The following is an 18,186-nucleotide window of genomic DNA, read 5'->3' as shown; positions in this document are numbered from 1 at the left end:
ACTGGGTTTATGAAGGGGTGTAAAATCGATGTAAAGCAAGGCTGACGGCGTTGAGAAAGTTTGTTTACAGGAATATAATTAATTATATGAATAAAAATCATGAAAATGGGGTGAATTGAAGTGGAACAAGACATATATCCATCAGCGAAAGAACTTTATGGCGTTCTTTGCAGGTTACGGAAGGATGTCCTGTCGCGGGGCGATTCTTTATATCGGCAGTGGAAACCATTGATTCAGCGGAGACACTTTACCTATAGTGCCTGGAATTTAGCCTTTTATCTGGCCCTTCGCTGTCATGATTTGCGAAAGATACAGCGCTCGCTCCTTCCCTTTGGTCTGTCGTCTCTCGGACGCGGCGAAGCCAGGGCTATTACCAATCTCGATGCCGTTATGGCTTCCTTGGGGCGTATCTGTCAGGAACCGGAACAGAATCTCGTTCCCTATCCGCAGCAGCGGCGATTTTTCTATGGTGATGGCCTCTTAGCGTACAATACGGGCCGGATTTTTGGTACGGCCAAAACGGGGACGCGCATCATGGTTACCCTGCCCACAGAAGCGGCAGAAGACAACGGAATCCTCATCCGCGACTTAGTGGCAGCCGGCATGGACTGTGCCCGTATCAATTGCGCTCACGACTCGCAGGAACTTTGGGGGACGATGATTTCCTATATCCGGAGGGCTGAACAGGAAACGGGGAACCATTGTAAGGTCTACATGGATCTGGCCGGACCGAAAGTCCGCATCGAGTCAGTCCTGCTGCGCTATGGGGAAGCGAGGGTCATGCCCGGTGAGCAAATCTTTTTGGTATCGGGACCGATTTCCGTCTATCCTGACGATTATAAGGGAAATATCGTCATTTCGTGCAGCATCCCCGAAGCCTTTGAACACATGGAAGCCGGACAACCGGTTCTCATTGATGACGGGAAAATTCGGGCTATCGTTGAAAAAATGACGCCGGAAGGGGCCTATTTGACCATTACCTATACCAAGCCCTTAGGCGGAAAGATAAAGAATGAAAAGAGCCTGAACTTCCCCCAGACGCCGATGAACTTGTCGCCCCTTACGGAAAAAGACAAAGAAGATTTGGACTTTGTCGTACAGTATGCTGATGCCATCGGCTACTCCTTCGTTAAATCAGCGGCTGACGTGTCCCTCCTGCAGGGGGAACTTCAAAAGCGCTGCGGTAAGGCTTACCGCCAAATTGCCCTGGTAGCCAAAATCGAAAATCAAGAGGCCGTCGACAACCTGCCTGAAATCATCGTTCAGGCCGCATCTAAGCAGCCCCTCGGCATCATGATTGCCCGCGGTGACCTGGCCGTTGAAGTCGGCTATCGGCGCCTGGCAGAACTTCAGGAAGAAATCATGTGGATCTGCGAAGCTGCCCACGTGCCGGTCATTTGGGCGACCCAAGTCCTTGAAAACCTGGTCAAAAAGGGCCTCCCGTCGCGAGCTGAAATTACCGACGCCGCCATGGGCGAACGGGCCGAGTGCGTCATGCTCAATAAAGGGCCGTACATCGTAGAAGCCGTCACAGCCCTGACCAACATCCTGCTGCGGATGGAACAGCACCAGCATAAGAAAACATCCCAGCTCCGGGCCCTGCACATTGCCCAAAATATGTTTGAAAACGGGAAATTATAAAGTGACAATAAAAAATCAGAGAGGGAATGAATGACCATTCCTTCTCTGATTTTTTGTTTAGTCATTATTCTTTAGGCTATGTTCATTGGCGTTAACTATTCCATCCTAAGCCAATCCTCGTGACAACACCATTTTTTATACGAAAAACCATGTCGAGTCCATTGCCTGGTTTGTACCAAAGTTCCGGATGATTCGGGGCAAAGCGAATGTCCGGTTGCCCGTAGGCTTTGATGACGTCAGCGCGAGTTGAGCCGACGTGGATTCCTGCGGGAGTGGCAAAGCCATTGTTGGCCGTGATGTTAATCATGACTATTTTAAAGGGACCGCTTGGGGAGTCACTGTGAGCATAGAGATAGACAGAATCGCCGTAATGCATTTTTTGATCATATACCTGGATGCCGGCGGCATAGCTGACCTCTTCTTTTATGGGGTCGCCGTAAATTTGAACCATATCTTGTACCGGCATACCCGGATAGATGCCGCCTAAAACGGCTTCATTCAAGGGGACTTTTGCCATGGCGATACTACTGGCACAGACAAGTATTGCCAAGACGGAGAAAAGCTTCTTTTTCATTTGATAATGCACCCTCCCTTCTTTGACAGGTGAATCAAATACTCGTTTATTTAGCGTCTAAGGCCTTTGCATCTCGGGGCTTACTTTTTTAGCCGCGGTCATCATGATTGAGCGGGGATATTTTTTGTGTTCTGTATGGCTCGTTCTTTTAATATGGGATAGGCATGGCGAATCGAGGTGTATATATTAGTTATTTTATGCCATTCCCCTTTTTGGTACCTATTTTGAAAATCGGATGTAACATATAAATGAGCGCTTTGCTTATACTCTTTAAAATAGACGGTGTTCTTAGAACGCATGGGATATTCTGCGGACTTATCGTAGGTAACGAAATAGTCCAGCGCGGCAATGATGATATATTCCGGCGTGTCTTTTACTACGACAGCCGAGGACAAATCCACTGCCGATCCGTGGTGGGTACCAGTATCCCAAATCAAATAATTCTGTGCATCGTCAAAATACGTTGGCTTTGCCGATACGTCTTGGAGCGGAAAGGCAAGGGCAAACAAAAAGACAAACGCGAATAGTCCCTGAAGTATTCTTCTCATCACGACACCTCCTGAAAATCCACTTCCCATAGTGTATTCGATTTCTTTCTCGTACCAGACTTATATTCTCATTATACACTAAAAATATAATTTTGTTAAAATTGTATGAATTTATTTCAAGGGGGCCTTACGAGCTGATTTAGCAGAAATACGGACCAAATTATTTTACTTCCACTTGTATCGTAGTATCGTAACCATAAAGCATTCCTGCTAGGGAGATTTAACGGGCCAAGAATTTGGTTCAGACAATATGGGTGTGAGGCGCAAATAGGACGGTGTATATTTCCTGGGGGGAAAATAATTCTCTTTTGTTGCAAATGCAACGGAATCCGTTTTCCTCTTATAGTATAGTAAAGTTATAGAAAAGACTTTTATTCCAACGAAAGGAGAATGGATTATGAAAGCTTTAGTCTTGTACTCCTCCGAAACGGGAAGAACGAAAAAATTAGCCGAAGCGGTCCGTTCTGTTTTGCCGGTGAATACGGATTTTTTGCCTATGGAACAGGCTCCGGAACACTTCGATGACTATGATATTGTCTTTGTCGGTGTTTGGTTCCTGAATCTTAGGCTTGATGAAAAGTCCCGGTCCGTGTTACCGCGCTTGAAGGCAAAGAAGGTCGCCATCTTTGCTACTATGCACCGCGACCTTTTCTCAGACGATATTTCAAAGAACCTGCGCCAGGCCGTCGAACTTCTGCCGCAAGGCGTCTGGGTTGCCGGTACGCACGCCGTCTATGTCGACGAAAGCATGGCAGAGCTTCCCTTAGGCATCGATGAACGGCTCGATACGGAAAGCGTACAGAACTTCGCTGAAAATACATATAGTCGTCTCGAAAATGATCCGGCAGCTTAAAAATGCTTGACAGCAACCAACGGTTGATGCTATAATTTCTTTTGTAGCCAATACATGGGGGTATAGCTCAGCTGGGAGAGCGCTTGCATGGCATGCAAGAGGTCAGGAGTTCGATCCTCCTTATCTCCACCATAATGAATGTGATAACCACGCAGTTTATAAGCTGCGTGGTTATTTTTTTGCCTGGCATAAAATCATAAAGAGGGGGCATTTAGGGGGCAATGATAAATCGTTTCCTCTCATGCGGGGCAGCTGCAGTCCTTTATTTTCTGCCGCTAAGGGGAGCTGTGACATCGGAATCGCTCCTGTGTCTGCTGAACCTTTTCGGCGGCGTTTTTGGGCGGATGAGCACGTTTTTCGCTCATAAACCATTTTTTATGAAAATCGGTGAGGCAGGGGCTTGGCCGGGGAGCGAAAGGGACGATGATTGGGGCTATCATCGTTTTGCCGGAAAAGAGACGGCGGAGGGGCTGCGGTCCGGGTCGTCCTTTTGTCCCTTCATTGAGGCATCGGCTTTTTCATGATATAATTATAACTTATGATGAGACTCGATTTTTAGTTCTTGCAGGAGGGTAAGGTTAAGCTATATGGGCAGTATTAAGGTACAGAAGTTGGGAAAATCTTTTGGCGTGCGCACGGTCTTCCAAAACGTCAGTTTTGAAATTCGTCGCGGCGAACGTATCGGTCTGATCGGGGCTAATGGGGCCGGGAAGTCGACCCTTCTCAAGTGTCTGATTGGGGAAGAGGAGTACGATGACGGAGCCTTTATCGTATCGGAAGGGGAGTCCATCGGCTATCTGCAGCAGGATGTGACCTATGCTGATGATATTACCCTGGGGCAGCTGATTACCGAGGCTTGGCAGGACGTCATGCGCCTGGAAAGGGAATTAAAAGGCCTTGAAAAGGAGATGCAGTCCCGTCCCGACGACGAAGGGCTGATGAATCGCTATGCCCGGATGCAGGAGCGGTTTGAATGGCTCGGCGGCTATGAGTACGAATCGATGTCCCGTAAAATTGTCCGCGGCCTCGGTTTTTCCGAAGCCGACATGGATCGGCCGGTCCAGAGTTTTTCCGGCGGCCAGAAGACGCGCATCAACTTAGCTAAGGCCTTAGTGCGTCGGCCGGACTATCTCTTCCTCGACGAACCGACGAACCACCTCGATATGGATATGCTGGAATGGCTCGAAGGCTATCTCTTGTCTTATGGCGGCGGCATTCTCATCGTCTCGCATGACCGCTATTTCCTAGATCGGGTGGCCACGGGCATCTTAGAGCTGTCTCACGGCAAGGTGACCAAGTACAAGGGCAATTATTCGCGCTATGTCGAACAGCATGATCAGCAGCAAATGGCCCTCGAACGGGCGTATAAGAAGCAGCAGGAACATATTCACGAGACGGAAGAATATATCCGCAAGTACAAGGCCGGTATCAAGGCCAAACAGGCCAGGGGCCGTCAGTCTCAGCTTGATCGGTTGGAACGAATCGAATGGCAGCCTGATGAAGCGTCCCTTCGGTTTAATTTTAAGCCTGCTGAAGAATGCGGCCAAAAGGTACTGACCCTCGATAAGGTCAGCGGCGGTTTTGCTGATAGACAGCTCTTTGACCATTTGTCGCTCCTCCTGCGCCGCGGTGAAGCAGCAGCTCTCATCGGTCCTAACGGGGCCGGAAAGACGACCCTCATTCGTATGATTATGGGCGAAAAAGAACCTACGGACGGCCATATCACGCTCGGCAGCAAGGTCCATATCGGTTACTTTGCCCAGGAGCATACGGAACTGCACGGGGCTTGGACGGTGCTTGATGAAATCATGAATGCCTTCAGTTACGGCGAAGATGAAGCCCGGTCGGCTTTAGGTCACTTCCTCTTCCGCGGCGACGACGTCTTTAAAGTCATCGATAGCCTCAGCGGCGGGGAGCAGGCTCGAGTAGCCCTGCTTAAACTCTTTTTGCAGGGGCCTAATTTCCTCATTCTCGACGAACCGACCAACCATTTGGACATTCCGACGCGAGAAGTCCTCGAACAGGCCCTCCTTGATTTTGGCGGGACCTATCTTGTCATTTCTCATGACCGCTACTTCCTCGATAAAATCACCCGGCGGACCTTGGTCCTCGAACATAAACAGTTGACGGACTACGTCGGTAACTACAGTTATTATCGGGAAAAAGTCCGGGAAGCCGAGGCCTTGGCTGCGGAAAACAATCCGCAGTCCCTGCCGGAGAAAGATACTGCGGCCAAGAAGCCGTCTGCCCCGGTTCAGACCGCAAAGGTACAAAAAGCGCCCGTGTACGGCCAAGGGGCGAAGCTTCAAAAGTTGGAGCTGAAGATTGCCGAACTCGAAGCGACGCTTAAGATGTATGAAGTCAAGATGAACATGCCTGAAAATCAGACTGATGCCGAGGCCATGATGAGCCTGACGGAAGCGTATGAAGCGGCTCAGGCTGAGCTTGACGACGCCTACGAAAAATGGGAAACGCTAGCTGAATCTTAATCAAGCATAGAAGATATAAAAAATAAATATAATCGGTAAAAACGATGCTGCCGTAAAACGTAAAACTTTATGTAAAAATCACGTTCTTTCGTTTCAAGATTAGAAGATAAACCGGGATAATCCTAAGAAATGAAGAAAAAAGTGGCTTTACAAGTCTTTGGGATATGGTATACTATGTTCAACTTCCATGAAGAAGTGAATTTACTATAGCTTTTTGGAATACTTAAATCCAGACTGACAGAGGGGAAGCGTTTATATATGGCAGCATCATTTAATCCTGTTACACCGGAATTATTAGCCGAATTACGAAATGTCCTGGGGGATAAATTCGTCAAGACTGACGAAGATTACTTGGAACGGTATCAGACCGATGAAGAAGGTAACTCTCATTATTTCCACAAACCGGAAGTCGTCGTATTCCCGGGTTCGACGGAAGAAGTGGCTGAAGTCGTTAAACTGGCCAACAAATACCTCGTTCCCATTACGCCGCGTTCGGCCGGTTCCGGCGTTGCCTGCGGCGCTATCCCCGTCTACCATGGCATCGTCGTCGAATTGGAACGGATGAATCAGATTCTGACCTTCGATGCCGACAACATGTATGCCGTCTGCCAGACCGGGGTCATTACCGGCGATTTGCAGCGCGAAGCGGCTAAACACGGCCTCCTTTACGCCGGCGATCCGTCGAGCGCTGACAGCAGCATGATCGGCGGCAACGTAGCTAATAATGCCGGCGGCAATAAGGCTGTCAAGTACGGGACGACGCGCAACCAGATTTACAGCCTGAAAGTCGTTACGCCGACGGGCGACATCCTCGATGCCGGTGCCCGCTTAAAGAAATGCTCTACCGGTCTTTGCCTAGAACAGCTCTTCGCCGGTTCTGAAGGCGTTCTCGGCATCATTACGGAAGTCACGGTCAAGCTTCGCCCCATGCCGCCTTATACCTTCAATATGGTCTGCGTATTCAAGACGGATGAAGAAGCTTTTGCCCTTCCCAATAAAATCTTGAAAGCCGGCATCGATCCGACCAGTATCGAATTCATGGACAATGAAGCCCTGCGCATGACCTGCAAGTTCTTGGATATGAAGATGCCTCATGTCGATGAAGGCTGCGACTACGTCATCGTTACTGTCGAATCGTTCAGCGAAGACGATTCGGACCGTAAGATGGAACAGCTCTGTGATCTTGCTGAAGAAAACGGTTCTATCGATGAATTTGAAGCCGATAAGCGCATCTGGAAGCTGCGCAAGCAGTTTGCCGAAGCGGCCCGCGACGTCGACAAGATGTTCCAGACGGAAGACTTCGTCGTTCCCCTCGATAAGATTCCTGATATCACCAAGCAGATTCCGGAACTTCGCGAAAAGTACGACCTCTACTGCGTCACCGTTGCCCATATCGGCGATGGGAATATCCACGTTCTTCCTTTGAATGCCAAAGGCTTGTCACCGGAAGAATGGTTTGAAAAGATCAAGGCCTTCCACCGCGACCTCTTCCCGCGGGTCTATGCCCTCGGGGGCAAGATGTCCGGTGAACACGGCGTCGGTTTTAAGAAGCTCGAAGAGTTTGCGCTCTGTACTCCGGAAGCAGAACTAAATGTCATCAAGGCCATCAAGAAGGCTTTAGATCCCAATAATATCATGAATCCCGGTAAATTGGTACAAATTTGTTAAGTATTTCATAAAAGATTGTCTAAATTGCAAAGACGGCAACGATTATATGCAGATAATCATTGCCGTCTTTTTATATATTTACTATAATAGTATAAAGGACATTACTAATGTACTTCTGGAATACGATAATGATGAAAACAGGTGATGACGTCAACGACTCCCTTTTATAGAAGCGGAGCTTGTAAGTCAGAGAAACACAGGTAGTAGCGATGCTAAGAACAACATCTCCCTAATTCTGCCTACATCATCGGGCAGTTGACGATGCCCGTTTTGCCAAGGAGATTTACTCCGAGGCCGTTGCAATTCTCTCGTAACGAGGGTGATTGTCTCCGGAAATCCACATCGTACCAAGATGCTGGATATTCATAGCTCCGATACGGTCATCGTTGGATTGGTATCCGCACTGACAGCGATACAGATGCTTGTGAGGCTTACGGTTTTCCTTGTGGATTGTACTGCATTTCGGGCAACGCTGAGAGGTGTATTTGGCCGAGACTTTCAATACTTTCGAGCGGTTTTCGTGAGCCTTGTAGGTCAGAAATTGCTCAAGCTGATAGAAAGTCCAGCTCCGCAGGTCATAGTTCTGCTTTGCAGTTTGGGAGAGATTCGATGCTTCAAAGCTGACACCCGTCAAATCTTCCAGTACAAACAATGTATCCTTGCCGTATTTCGTAACGAGTGTCTTAGAAATCCGATGATTTACATCGGACATCCAACGGTTCTCTCGTCCGGAAAGGGCTTTGAGTCTGCGCTTTGCCGATTTTGTGCCTTTGGATTGGAGTTGTTGTCTGATTTTGAGGAACTTATGTCGTTTGGCAGCAATCTTTCGCCCGGAAACGAACTCTGTTTTTCCTTGCTCATCGTAACTGACTGTCAGGAATCGCAAGCCACGGTCAATCCCGACAACGTGACGGACGTTTTCCTTTTGGAAACCTTCAACCGCTTTGGTGACTGGGATATGCAGATACCACAGGCCTTTGAGTTCAACCAGTTTGGCCGTACCGAGATTCCATGAGCCATCGAGGTATTCCGAAAATGGTTTGCTTTCAAAGGTGCACCGGGTTCGTTTGCCAAGGGTGTTGAGAGACAGGTTTTGTCCGTTGTCCACGAAGCTGTAATCACGGTTACGAACTAAATCCGCTTGCGGGCGCTTGAAGAAGAGGGGCTTCCAAAGCCATTCAAGCGTCTTAGGGATATATTTCCAGCTGCCATCGTTGTCCTTGTATTTGTATGGTTTCTGGAATAACTGCTGCTTGACAGTCTTATAACGGGCGATAACCGTCTTGATGGATGACTGTGCCAGCTGTGACTTCAGCCCGAATTGATTACGAAGGTCGCTGTATAGTTCTTTGTTGAGGATTTGATAAGCCAAGTTGAATTGATTGTCGAAGATGTATTGCGACACAAAATTACAAGCCTGACGATACTGCTCCGTCATTTGACGAAACAGTATCTCTTGCTCCGGAGAAACATGGATGCGAAGTTTTATCGTTTTAGTTAGGTCGGACACTTTTTCTCACCTGCCTTTCTAAAATTATATGGCTTTCATCAAGACCACCATATCATATATGTTACTAAAACTCTAGTATTTAAAGAAAGTGAGGTGAAGCGGGCCTTCCTCCCCGACCTAAGAGGTCGGAGTATCCTGCCCGCATTTAGATGAAATACTACAGCCGTTTGAAGACGCTCCGATTGGAGGCGAGACTTTCTCAAGCTGATGTAGCCAAAATTTTAAAATGTTCTCAAGTTGGATATGGCATGTACGAATTGGGAAAACGAAAGATTCCCGTAGAAAAACTGATTCAGCTGGCAAAGCTGTACCATACGTCCTTAGATTACATTGCCGGTCTGACCGATGAACGGACGCCTCGACCCAATCTGAAGAGCGAAGAAGAAGTACAAGTCTTATGAAAAAGGCTCATCCCATGGCAGTAAGCTGCTGTCACGGGATGAGCTTTTTTCGTATTTCAGAGGTTGTAAGATATTATCGGTTGATCAGACGTTGAAGCGGAAGTAGGTTACATCGCCGTCTTTCATGATGTAATCCTTTCCTTCTAGGCGGACGAGGCCTTTTTCTTTGGCACCTTGTTCGCTGCCGCAGGCGATGAGGTCGTCGTAGGAAACGATTTCAGCGCGGATGAAGCCCCGTTCGATGTCGGTGTGGATCTTGCCGGCAGCCTTCTGGGCTTTCGTGCCGTTGACGATGGTCCAGGCCCGGACTTCGTCGGCACCGGCCGTAAAGAAGTTGATCAGGCCCAAGAGGGCATAGCTGGCTTTGATGAGCTTATCGAGACCCGATTCGGGGAGTCCCAGTTCTTCTAAGAAGACGGCGGCTTCGTCGGCCGGAAGTTCGGCGATTTCGGCTTCGATTTTAGCTGAAACGGCGACGACCTGAGCCCCTTCTTGGGCGGCGTATTCTTCGACGCGCTTGACATTGGGATTGGCGTCGGGATTGCCGGCTTCATCTTCAGCGACGTTGGCAATGTAGATGATGGGCTTCAAGGTCAGGAGATTGAGGTCTTTAACCTGAGGCAAGTCGTCTTTGGTAAGGCCTGCTTTGCGGGCCGGTTCGCCGTTTTCAAGGCAGGCGAGAACTTTTTTCAGGACGTCGTATTCGACCTTGGCTTCTTTATCGCCGCACTGGGCGACTTTGGCGATGCGGTCGGCTCGTTTCTGCACCGTTTCTAAGTCTGCCAGGCAGAGTTCGGTATTGATCGTTTCGATGTCGCGAATGGGGTCGATGGAGCCGTCGACGTGGGTGATGTTTGAATCTTCAAAGCAGCGGACGACTTCGGCGATGGCGTCGGTTTCACGGATATGGCTGAGAAATTTGTTGCCCAGGCCTTCGCCCTTGGAGGCGCCGGCGACAAGGCCTGCGATATCGACGAAACGCATGACAGCGGGAATCGTTTTCTTCGGGTTATACATGTCGGTCAGGACCTGGATGCGCGGATCCGGTACTTCTACGATACCGACGTTCGGTTCAATCGTGCAGAAGGGATAGTTTGCCGCTTCTGCGCCGGCTTTGGTAATGGCATTGAAAAGGGTGCTCTTACCGACATTCGGCAAGCCGACGATGCCTACTTCCAAATTTGTACTCAATGGTTAAACCACCTTTATTTGAATAAATTTAAATTAGCGATGCGGTTGACGGCTTCGATCGTATTTTCTTTGGTGCCAAAGGCCGTCAGGCGGAGGTAGCCTTCGCCGTGGGGGCCAAAGCCCGAACCCGGTGTCGTTACGACGTGGGCTTTTTCGAGGAGGAGATCAAAGAAGTCCCAGCTCTTCATGCCGTTCGGTGTCTGTACCCAGGCGTACGGCGAGTTGGTAGCGCCGTAGACGGTGAAACCGGCTTTGGTCAGGCCGTCGCGGATGATGTGGGCATTTTCCATGTAGTACTTGACGTCAGCCAAGCACTGTTTCTGGCCTTCCGGGCTGTAGTAAGCTTCGGCAGCGCGCTGGACGATGTACGGTGTGCCGTTGAAGAAGGTGCACTGACGACGGTTCCACAAGGGATTGAGTTCGACGGCCGTGCCGTCTTTTTTATACGCCGTGCAGGCATGGGGAACGACGACGTAGGAGCAGCGGGTGCCCGTGAAGCCGGCACATTTGGAGTAGGAGCGCAGTTCGATGGCGACTTCTTTGGCCCCTTCGACTTCAAAGATGCTGTGAGGAACGTCCGGTTCAGTGATGTACGTTTCATAGGCCGAGTCATAGATGATGATGAAGTTATTTTCTTTGCCGCTGCGACCCAGTTTGCCAGTTCTTCCTTGCTCATGGCCGTGCCTGTCGGGTTGGAAGGGTTGCAGAGGTAGACGATGTCGACTTTTTCCGTCGGCGGTACGGCTTTGAAACCGTTTTCCGGCGTGCAGGGAAGGTAGACGACGCCGTCATAGATGCCCTTTTCGGCATTCCATTCGCCCGTGTGGCCGCACATGACGTTGGAGTCGAGGTAGACCGGGTAGACCGGATCGGCTACGGCGAATTTGAGGTCACTGCCGAAGATTTCCTGGATGCAGGCAACATCCGTTTTCGCACCGTCACCGACGAAGACTTCGTCAAGATCGAGGTCGATGCCCCGTGTTTTATAGTCACCGTCGATGATGGCCTGGCGGAGGAAGTCATAGCCCTGTTCCGGACCGTAGCCGCGGAAGGTTTCGGCTTTGCCCATTTCGTCGACGGCTTTATGCATGGCGTCGATGATGGCCGATGCCAGGGGACGGGTGACGTCGCCGATGCCGAGACGGATGATATTCGCTTCCGGATGTGCTTTGGAGTAAGCTTCTACTTTCTTTGCAATCGTCGCAAAGAGGTAATTTCCGGGGAGTTTCAAGTAGTTTTCATTTACGTGAGCCATAAATGGACCTCCTTATGTTCGTTGATAGTAAAAATCTGTTAGCTCCTTTATTTTACTACATTATATGGACATTGGAAAGGTAAGGGGAGGGCGGCAGGCATGAGAAAATGAAATGGCTTCCATTTATGATAGTGATTGAACAGCTTATCGTTTTGCCGTATAATGAAATTATAATCAGTATTTTTAGGCCCATCGAGCCGGGAGGAGTGACCTGTCTATGGATTATAAGGGGAAAAAATGTCTCATTGCTTATTTTTCACATGCCGGTATGAATTATGTCAGCGGTAAGATTGTCAATCTTAAGGTTGGTAATACGGAGCAGGCGGCTAAGATGATCGGCCGCATGACCGGCGGGGACCTCTTTCATATCCGGGCAGCAGCCGTCTATCCTCATGAGTATAAAGAAACGGTCTCCCTGGCCCGCCATGAATGGGAAAAGAGGCTTCGGCCGGCCCTGTCAAAGGATCTTGACGATATCAGCGGTTACGATCTCATCTTTCTCGGCTATCCCAATTGGTGCGGAACCATGCCTATGGCCCTGTGGACTTTCTTAGAAAATCACGATTTTTCCGGCAAAACCATCTATCCTTTCTGCACCCATGAAGGGAGTGGTATCGGCCGCAGTCTGGAAGACATCCATGAACTTTGCCCTAAGGCCGTGCTGGGGTCGCACCTGGCTATTTTAGGTTCGACCGTTCAGGACGCCGAAGACGATGTGCGCCGCTGGCTGAACGAATAAGTTTTTGCATATAAAAAGCACTGTTCCTCGGAACAGTGCTTCTTTTTATTCATAGCGCAAGGCTTCGATCGGATCGAGCTTGGCGGCTTTTCGCGCCGGATAGATGCCGAAGAAGAGGCCGATGCCGACGGAGAAGCTGAAGGAAATAATAATCGGTGCTGCCGTAATGACCGTCTCAAAGAGGCCCGACTCGGCGATGGCTAAGGCGATGCCGACGCCGCAGGCGACGCCCAAGAGGCCGCCGATGACGCCGATGACGACGGACTCGATGAGAAACTGCATCATGATGTTCTGGAAGGTAGCTCCCAGGGCTTTGCGAATGCCGATTTCACGGGTTCTTTCGGTAACAGATACCATCATGATGTTCATGATGCCGATCCCGCCGACGACGAGGGAGATGGCGGCGATACTGCCTAAGAACAAGGTCAGCATGGTCGTCGTCTGGGTCATCGTTTCCATGAGGCTGGTCAGGTTGCGGACGTTGAAGTCATCTTCCTTGCCGTTGGTGATGTGATGACGCTGGCGAAGGAGGGCTTCGACTTCCGATTGGACCTGTTCGATTTTATCGGCACTGGAGACCTGGATGTTGATGGACTTGATGTAGGTAATGCCCAGCAATCGTTCTTGGGCCGTCGTCAAGGGTACGATGACCATGTCGTCCTGGTCCTGGCCGACGGAAGACTGGCCCTTGCTTTCGAGGACGCCGATGACTTTGTACGGCTGGTTATTGATGCGGATCGTCTTGCCGACGGGGTTGGTTTCATCAAAGAGGTTGGTGGCGACCGTCGTTCCGATGACGGCAACGCGGTTGCGGGAATTTAAATCGGACTGGGTGATGAAAGAACCTGATTGGACAGTGAGGGACCGGATGTGCAGGTATTCCGGCGTAACGCCGTAGACCGACGTGTTCCAGTTCTGGTTGCCGTTGACGACTTGGTATGAGCTGTTGACCGTCGGCGACACGTAGTCGATGTTCTTAATCTGCTTCTTGATGGCTACGGCATCGTCGTATTTCAACTTTTTATTGGAGCCGGCTGCCGAGCGGACGCCGCCGCTGTTAGCCGATCCCGGCATGACGATGAGCATGTTACTGCCGAGGCTGGCAATGGAGTTGGTGACGTTTTGGCGGACGCCCATGCCGATGGAAATCATGGCGATGACGGCGCCGACACCGATGATGATGCCCAGCATGGTCAGTATGGAACGCAGCTTGTTTGATAAGAGCGCCGTGATGGCAATTTGGACGCTTTCACTAAATAACATCCATGACGACCCCCTTTCCGGCATCTTTGGTAATCTTACCGTCTGACAAGAGGAGCTGACGGGTCGCACAAGCGGCGATTTCCGGTTCGTGGGTGACCAAGATGATCGTCTTGTGGTCTTCGTGGAGCTCTTCAAAGAGGCGCATGATATCTTTGGTCGACTTCGTATCGAGGTTGCCCGTCGGTTCGTCGGCCATGATGATGTGCGGGTTGTTGACCAAGGCTCTGGCGATGGCCACTCGCTGGCGCTGGCCGCCGGAGAGTTCATTCGGCTTGTGATGGGCCCACGTTTCAAGGCCGACGGATTTCAGTTTATCCATGGCCCGTTCGGTCCGCTCTTTGCGGCCGACACCGGCATAGACCAGGGGAAGGGCGACGTTGTCGAGAGCTGTAATTCGCGACAGGAGGTTGAAGTTCTGGAAGACGAAGCCGATGTGCTGGTTGCGGACGACGGCGAGTTCATCGTCGCTCAGGTGGGCAACTTCCTTTCCTCCCAGCTGGTACGAGCCGGCTGTCGGCCTGTCGAGGCAGCCGAGGATGTTCATCAATGTCGACTTTCCCGAGCCGGAAGGGCCCATGAGGGCGGCAAATTCCCCTTCTTCAATGTTGAGGGTAATGCCGGCTAAGGCGGCGAAGTCTTCCCCTCCGATATGGTATATCTTTTCAATACCTTGGAGTTCAATGATGGGATTCATAGCCAAGACCTCCCTTACATGGGCGGCGGCCCTTGACGGCTGCTGCTCTTCGAGGAAGATGAAGAAGATTTGCTGGCCGTGTAGGAAATGGAAACCTTATCGCCTTCGGTGAGCCCTGACAGGATTTCGACGTAGTCACTGCTGTAGATGCCCGTCTTGACCGGAACCTGTTCGGTCGTGCCGTCATCCTTGACGCGAAGGACGTAAGAGCCGGAATCATTGGTCTTCAAAGCGGCGATGGGGACGACCAGGGCATCTTGTTTTTCCGATGTCGTAATGTCGACGCGGGCCGTCATGCCCAGTTTCAAGACGTCGTCAGGATCACTGACGTCGAGGGTGACGTAATAGTAGATGACGCTGGCCGAAGAGCTGGAGGAACTCGACGAGGACGAAGACGACGAGCTGTTCGTATCCCAGGTGTTGCTGGTATCAGTCTTAGAAATCTTCGAGACGCGGGCCGTAAAGGTGCGGTTTGTATAGGCGTCGACCGTAAAGGTCGCTTCCTGTCCGACTTGGACTTTTCCGATATCCGTTTCGTCGACTTGGGCTAAGATCTGTTTGCTTGACGTATCGGCAATGCGCATGATGACCGTCGGGTTGCTGTTGCCCTGAACGGCCATGGTGCCGACCGTCTTCGGTTCGCCGACGACGACGCCGTCCATGGGGGCCGTAATGACCGTTTCGGCTACGTCTGATTCAGCTTCTGACAAGGTACTGAGGGCCGTATCGTAGTTAAACTTGGCCGTGTCCAGATCCTGTTTTGTTCCGGCGCCGAGCTCATACAGCTTTTCAGCTCGTTCATATTCCACCTTGGTATTGGTGACCTTGTACTGAGCCTGATCGCGCTGGGCTTCATAATCTTTACCGTCTAAGATGGCGACGGTTTGACCGGCCGTGACCGAGTCATTTTCCTTGACCAAGACCTGGCTGATACGGGCTGTGATCTTCGGCGATACTTCGACGGAATCGACGGGACTGATGGTCCCCGTGGCCGATACGGTCGACTTCAGATCTTTACGGACGACTTCAGCCGTTTCAACGGCAGAGGCTTGTTTTGCCTGCTGCTGACCTTGGTAGTAGGTATACCCGCCAAAAGCAAGGGCGGCGATGACGACAGCGGCAATGGCGATTTTCAGGCGCTTGTCTATTCTCATGATATCACTCCAAACGTATAATACTTGAAATTTGCTGCCAATAGTAATTTTTAGTTTATAATCAGTACCAGTATAGCATGGCACTGGTTGAAGGATAAAGAAAAAGCCTATAGTTATCGTAAAGTGAGTTAAAACTGTGATAAATCTTCGCTTCTCCATAGGGTTTTTCGAAAGAATATGGTATACTGAGATAGGTTATTATTTATAACAGTATTTATAATAGAAAGGTTTGATACTATATGGTAAATGAACGAAAGACCTCGGCCTTTTCCAACGGCTTGCTGTGGTTTGGCGCAGGGATTTCCATTGCAGAAATCTTGACCGGCATGCTCTTGGCCCCCTTAGGCTTTGCCCGGGCCTTGGAAGCGATTATCCTCGGTCATATCATAGGCGGCATCATCATGTACCTGGCCGGCCTCATCGGCGGCCGGACGGGAGGCAGTGCCATGGAAACGGTGCGCATCTCCTTTGGTACGCAGGGTGCCAAGCTCTTCGCCGGTTTGAACGTCATCCAGCTTGTCGGCTGGACGGCCGTCATGGTAGGCAGTGCAGCTTTGGCTGCCAACACCATCGCAGCCATCGGTATGTCCTGGTGGAGTATCATTATCGGTGCTTTCATCGCCTTGTGGATCATCATGGGCCTCAAGAATCTCAGCAAGGTCAATGTCGTCGTCATGGCAGCTTTGTTTATTTTGACGATTATGCTCAGTATGGTCGTTTTCCAAAACGGTACGCCAACCGTTCCGGCTGGGGAACTTACCTTCGGCGGTGCCGTCGAACTGGCCGTCGCCATGCCCTTGTCGTGGCTTCCGATTATTTCAGACTATACGCGAACGGCTAAGAAGCCGGTCTTGGCAACAGCCGCCAGCTGCGGTGCTTACTTCGTGGCTAGTTCCTGGATGTTCATCATCGGCATGGGCGCGGCTCTCTTTACGGGGCAGGACGATATTGCCGCCATCATGCTCCAGGCCGGGATGGGAATCGCCGGTATTCTCGTCGTCTTACTGTCGACGGTTACGACGACTTTCCTCGATGCCTTTTCTGCCGGCGTCAGCTTCCAGAGCTTAGCTCCCAAGGCCTCCGATAAGATCATGGCTCTTGCCGCGACGGTTCTCGGTGTTGTCCTGGCTGTGTTTGCAGCTCCTGAACAATTCCAAGATTTCCTTTACCTCATCGGCTCGGTCTTTGCACCGATGACGGCCATCCTCTTGGCAGATTTCTTTATTTTAAAGAGAGACCATACGGCAGAAAGCGTCAATTGGCTTAACATCGTTTTATGGGTCCTCGGCGTCATCTTGTACCGTTACCTGCTCAGCGTCGACACGCCGGTCGGTATTACCGTTCCCGTCGTCGTCATCATCATGATTCTCAGCACGATCATCCATAAGGTTGTCAAAGTCTGAGTATGAATCCCTTTAGCGAATAGTTAGGTTGCCGAATTAATCTGGCAATTCGGTTGACGCAGGGGAGAGAAACGTGTAAACTTATAATCAACAACTGATAATTGTTATTGAAGTCTTTTGAAGGAGGCTTTCATTATGAATAAAGGATACACGTTCGACGATATGATTAATACCATGATGCCCTTGCCCTTTGACGGCTCGGCAAATGGTGAAGGAATTTACTGCCGCGGTCAGGCCCTCGTCGCTTCGATGAGCGAACAGAAACAGGCCGTCCGTCAGGAAAAAGAAAAACACGGCTTTACTCTCAAGGGAATTTTCTCCCGTTACTGTATCGACTAACATCTCTCCATAATCTCATAAAAAGGTTTGTGTGACTTAAAAGCAGCTCCGTTTGGGGCTGCTTTTTTCTGTTTTAAGGGGCCTTTGGATGAATGACGCCCCCTTTTTTGGGGATAATAAATATAGTCGAGGGAGGCTGCCTTGATTGGCCAATTCGATGTGCCGGCGCTTCCGGAAATGGAAGACGACTTCAGGTATGATTTTGTCAATGGGACGATACTGAAGCTCGTCTCTGATGAGGCAGTTATCGTCGGAGTCATCCGCTATCGGTATGATGGGAGTAGCGTCGACGCGGGCCGATACATCCTGGTCACCGCTGGCGGGGACTGACGGCGAAGCTAATGGCAGCCGTAGATTCAGTCTGTGTGGAAGGACAAGAGCCTATATACGTGTAATAAAAGCGGGCCCCCCTATCAGGTTCTACGAAAAATGGGATATCAGCCGGTTCGGGGGAGGTTACAGAG

Annotated in this window: 16 protein-coding genes, 1 tRNA gene and 1 pseudogene; 10 read left to right on the top strand and 8 right to left on the bottom strand. The window is 50.4% G+C overall.

What is annotated here, in order from left to right:
- Positions 1-120: 120 nt before the first annotated feature.
- Positions 121-1,641: a pyruvate kinase gene (locus TX77_RS02365; protein ID WP_081651677.1), complete on the top strand. Its 1,521-nt coding sequence runs from the start codon at positions 121-123 to the stop codon at positions 1,639-1,641.
- Positions 1,642-1,732: 91 nt separating this feature from the next.
- Here the strand turns inward: TX77_RS02365 and TX77_RS12895 are convergent, their stop codons facing one another.
- Positions 1,733-2,215 (bottom strand): hypothetical protein, encoded by a 483-nt coding sequence (locus TX77_RS12895; RefSeq protein ID WP_049917276.1) that lies wholly within the window; start codon positions 2,213-2,215, stop codon positions 1,733-1,735.
- A 101-nt stretch (positions 2,216-2,316) separates the two neighbouring features.
- Complete coding sequence (locus TX77_RS02355; protein ID WP_044503224.1) at positions 2,317-2,763, bottom strand: hypothetical protein; 447 nt, start codon at positions 2,761-2,763, stop codon at positions 2,317-2,319.
- 397 nt (positions 2,764-3,160) lie between these two features.
- Between TX77_RS02355 and TX77_RS02350 the strand changes: the two genes are divergently transcribed.
- The 4 genes from TX77_RS02350 (at position 3,161) to TX77_RS02330 (ending at position 7,773) form a co-directional block, all read left to right on the top strand.
- Positions 3,161-3,616, top strand: coding sequence for a flavodoxin family protein (locus TX77_RS02350; RefSeq protein ID WP_044503223.1), 456 nt, complete (start codon positions 3,161-3,163; stop codon positions 3,614-3,616).
- 56 nt (positions 3,617-3,672) lie between these two features.
- Positions 3,673-3,748 (top strand) — tRNA-Ala (locus TX77_RS02345).
- A gap of 455 nt (positions 3,749-4,203) precedes the next feature.
- Positions 4,204-6,105: an ABC-F family ATP-binding cassette domain-containing protein gene (locus TX77_RS02335; RefSeq protein ID WP_044503221.1), complete on the top strand. Its 1,902-nt coding sequence runs from the start codon at positions 4,204-4,206 to the stop codon at positions 6,103-6,105.
- Positions 6,106-6,363: 258 nt separating this feature from the next.
- Positions 6,364-7,773: an FAD-binding oxidoreductase gene (locus TX77_RS02330; protein ID WP_044503220.1), complete on the top strand. Its 1,410-nt coding sequence runs from the start codon at positions 6,364-6,366 to the stop codon at positions 7,771-7,773.
- Positions 7,774-8,056: 283 nt separating this feature from the next.
- On the opposite strand, the gene TX77_RS02325 is transcribed toward TX77_RS02330, so the two are convergent.
- Positions 8,057-9,283 (bottom strand): RNA-guided endonuclease TnpB family protein, encoded by a 1,227-nt coding sequence (locus tag TX77_RS02325; protein ID WP_044503219.1) that lies wholly within the window; start codon positions 9,281-9,283, stop codon positions 8,057-8,059.
- A 149-nt stretch (positions 9,284-9,432) separates the two neighbouring features.
- Here TX77_RS02325 and TX77_RS02320 point away from each other — a divergent pair, with 149 nt between their 5' ends.
- Positions 9,433-9,684, top strand: a complete 252-nt coding sequence (locus TX77_RS02320) for a helix-turn-helix domain-containing protein (RefSeq protein ID WP_044503218.1) — start codon at positions 9,433-9,435, stop codon at positions 9,682-9,684.
- Positions 9,685-9,768: 84 nt separating this feature from the next.
- Here the strand turns inward: TX77_RS02320 and ychF are convergent, their stop codons facing one another.
- Positions 9,769-10,875: a redox-regulated ATPase YchF gene (gene ychF, locus TX77_RS02315; protein ID WP_044503217.1), complete on the bottom strand. Its 1,107-nt coding sequence runs from the start codon at positions 10,873-10,875 to the stop codon at positions 9,769-9,771.
- Positions 10,876-10,889: 14 nt separating this feature from the next.
- Positions 10,890-12,130 (bottom strand): annotated as a pseudogene (locus TX77_RS02310) (LL-diaminopimelate aminotransferase).
- A 217-nt stretch (positions 12,131-12,347) separates the two neighbouring features.
- Here TX77_RS02310 and TX77_RS02305 point away from each other — a divergent pair.
- On the top strand, positions 12,348-12,869 hold the full coding sequence (locus TX77_RS02305) for a flavodoxin (RefSeq protein ID WP_044503216.1): 522 nt from the start codon (positions 12,348-12,350) through the stop codon (positions 12,867-12,869).
- A 45-nt stretch (positions 12,870-12,914) separates the two neighbouring features.
- Here the strand turns inward: TX77_RS02305 and TX77_RS02300 are convergent, their stop codons facing one another.
- The 3 genes from TX77_RS02300 to TX77_RS02290 are packed head-to-tail and all read right to left on the bottom strand — an operon-like array spanning position 12,915 to position 15,980.
- Positions 12,915-14,132, bottom strand: a complete 1,218-nt coding sequence (locus TX77_RS02300; protein WP_044503215.1) for an ABC transporter permease — start codon at positions 14,130-14,132, stop codon at positions 12,915-12,917.
- Positions 14,122-14,826, bottom strand: coding sequence for an ABC transporter ATP-binding protein (locus tag TX77_RS02295; RefSeq protein ID WP_044503214.1), 705 nt, complete (start codon positions 14,824-14,826; stop codon positions 14,122-14,124). The genes TX77_RS02300 and TX77_RS02295 overlap by 11 nt, the downstream gene beginning before the upstream one ends.
- Before the next feature lie 14 nt (positions 14,827-14,840).
- A complete protein-coding gene (locus TX77_RS02290; RefSeq protein ID WP_044503213.1) occupies positions 14,841-15,980 on the bottom strand; it encodes an efflux RND transporter periplasmic adaptor subunit in 1,140 nt (379 codons plus the stop codon).
- Positions 15,981-16,219: 239 nt separating this feature from the next.
- Here TX77_RS02290 and cytX point away from each other — a divergent pair, with 239 nt between their 5' ends.
- The 3 genes from cytX (at position 16,220) to TX77_RS02275 (ending at position 18,052) form a co-directional block, all read left to right on the top strand.
- Positions 16,220-17,383 carry a putative hydroxymethylpyrimidine transporter CytX gene (gene cytX, locus TX77_RS02285; protein WP_044503212.1) on the top strand — a complete coding sequence of 388 codons (1,164 nt, stop codon included), beginning with the start codon at positions 16,220-16,222 and terminating at the stop codon, positions 17,381-17,383.
- 135 nt (positions 17,384-17,518) lie between these two features.
- On the top strand, positions 17,519-17,722 hold the full coding sequence (locus TX77_RS02280; protein ID WP_044503211.1) for a hypothetical protein: 204 nt from the start codon (positions 17,519-17,521) through the stop codon (positions 17,720-17,722).
- A gap of 141 nt (positions 17,723-17,863) precedes the next feature.
- A complete protein-coding gene (locus TX77_RS02275) occupies positions 17,864-18,052 on the top strand; it encodes a hypothetical protein (RefSeq protein ID WP_044503210.1) in 189 nt (62 codons plus the stop codon).
- Positions 18,053-18,186 lie beyond the last annotated feature (134 nt).

The organism is Megasphaera massiliensis (assembly GCF_000455225.1).
GTDB classification, from domain to species: domain Bacteria; phylum Bacillota; class Negativicutes; order Veillonellales; family Megasphaeraceae; genus Megasphaera; species Megasphaera massiliensis.
The sequence above is the reverse complement of the archived record's forward strand: the minus strand, read 5'-3'. Positions and strand labels throughout refer to the sequence as shown.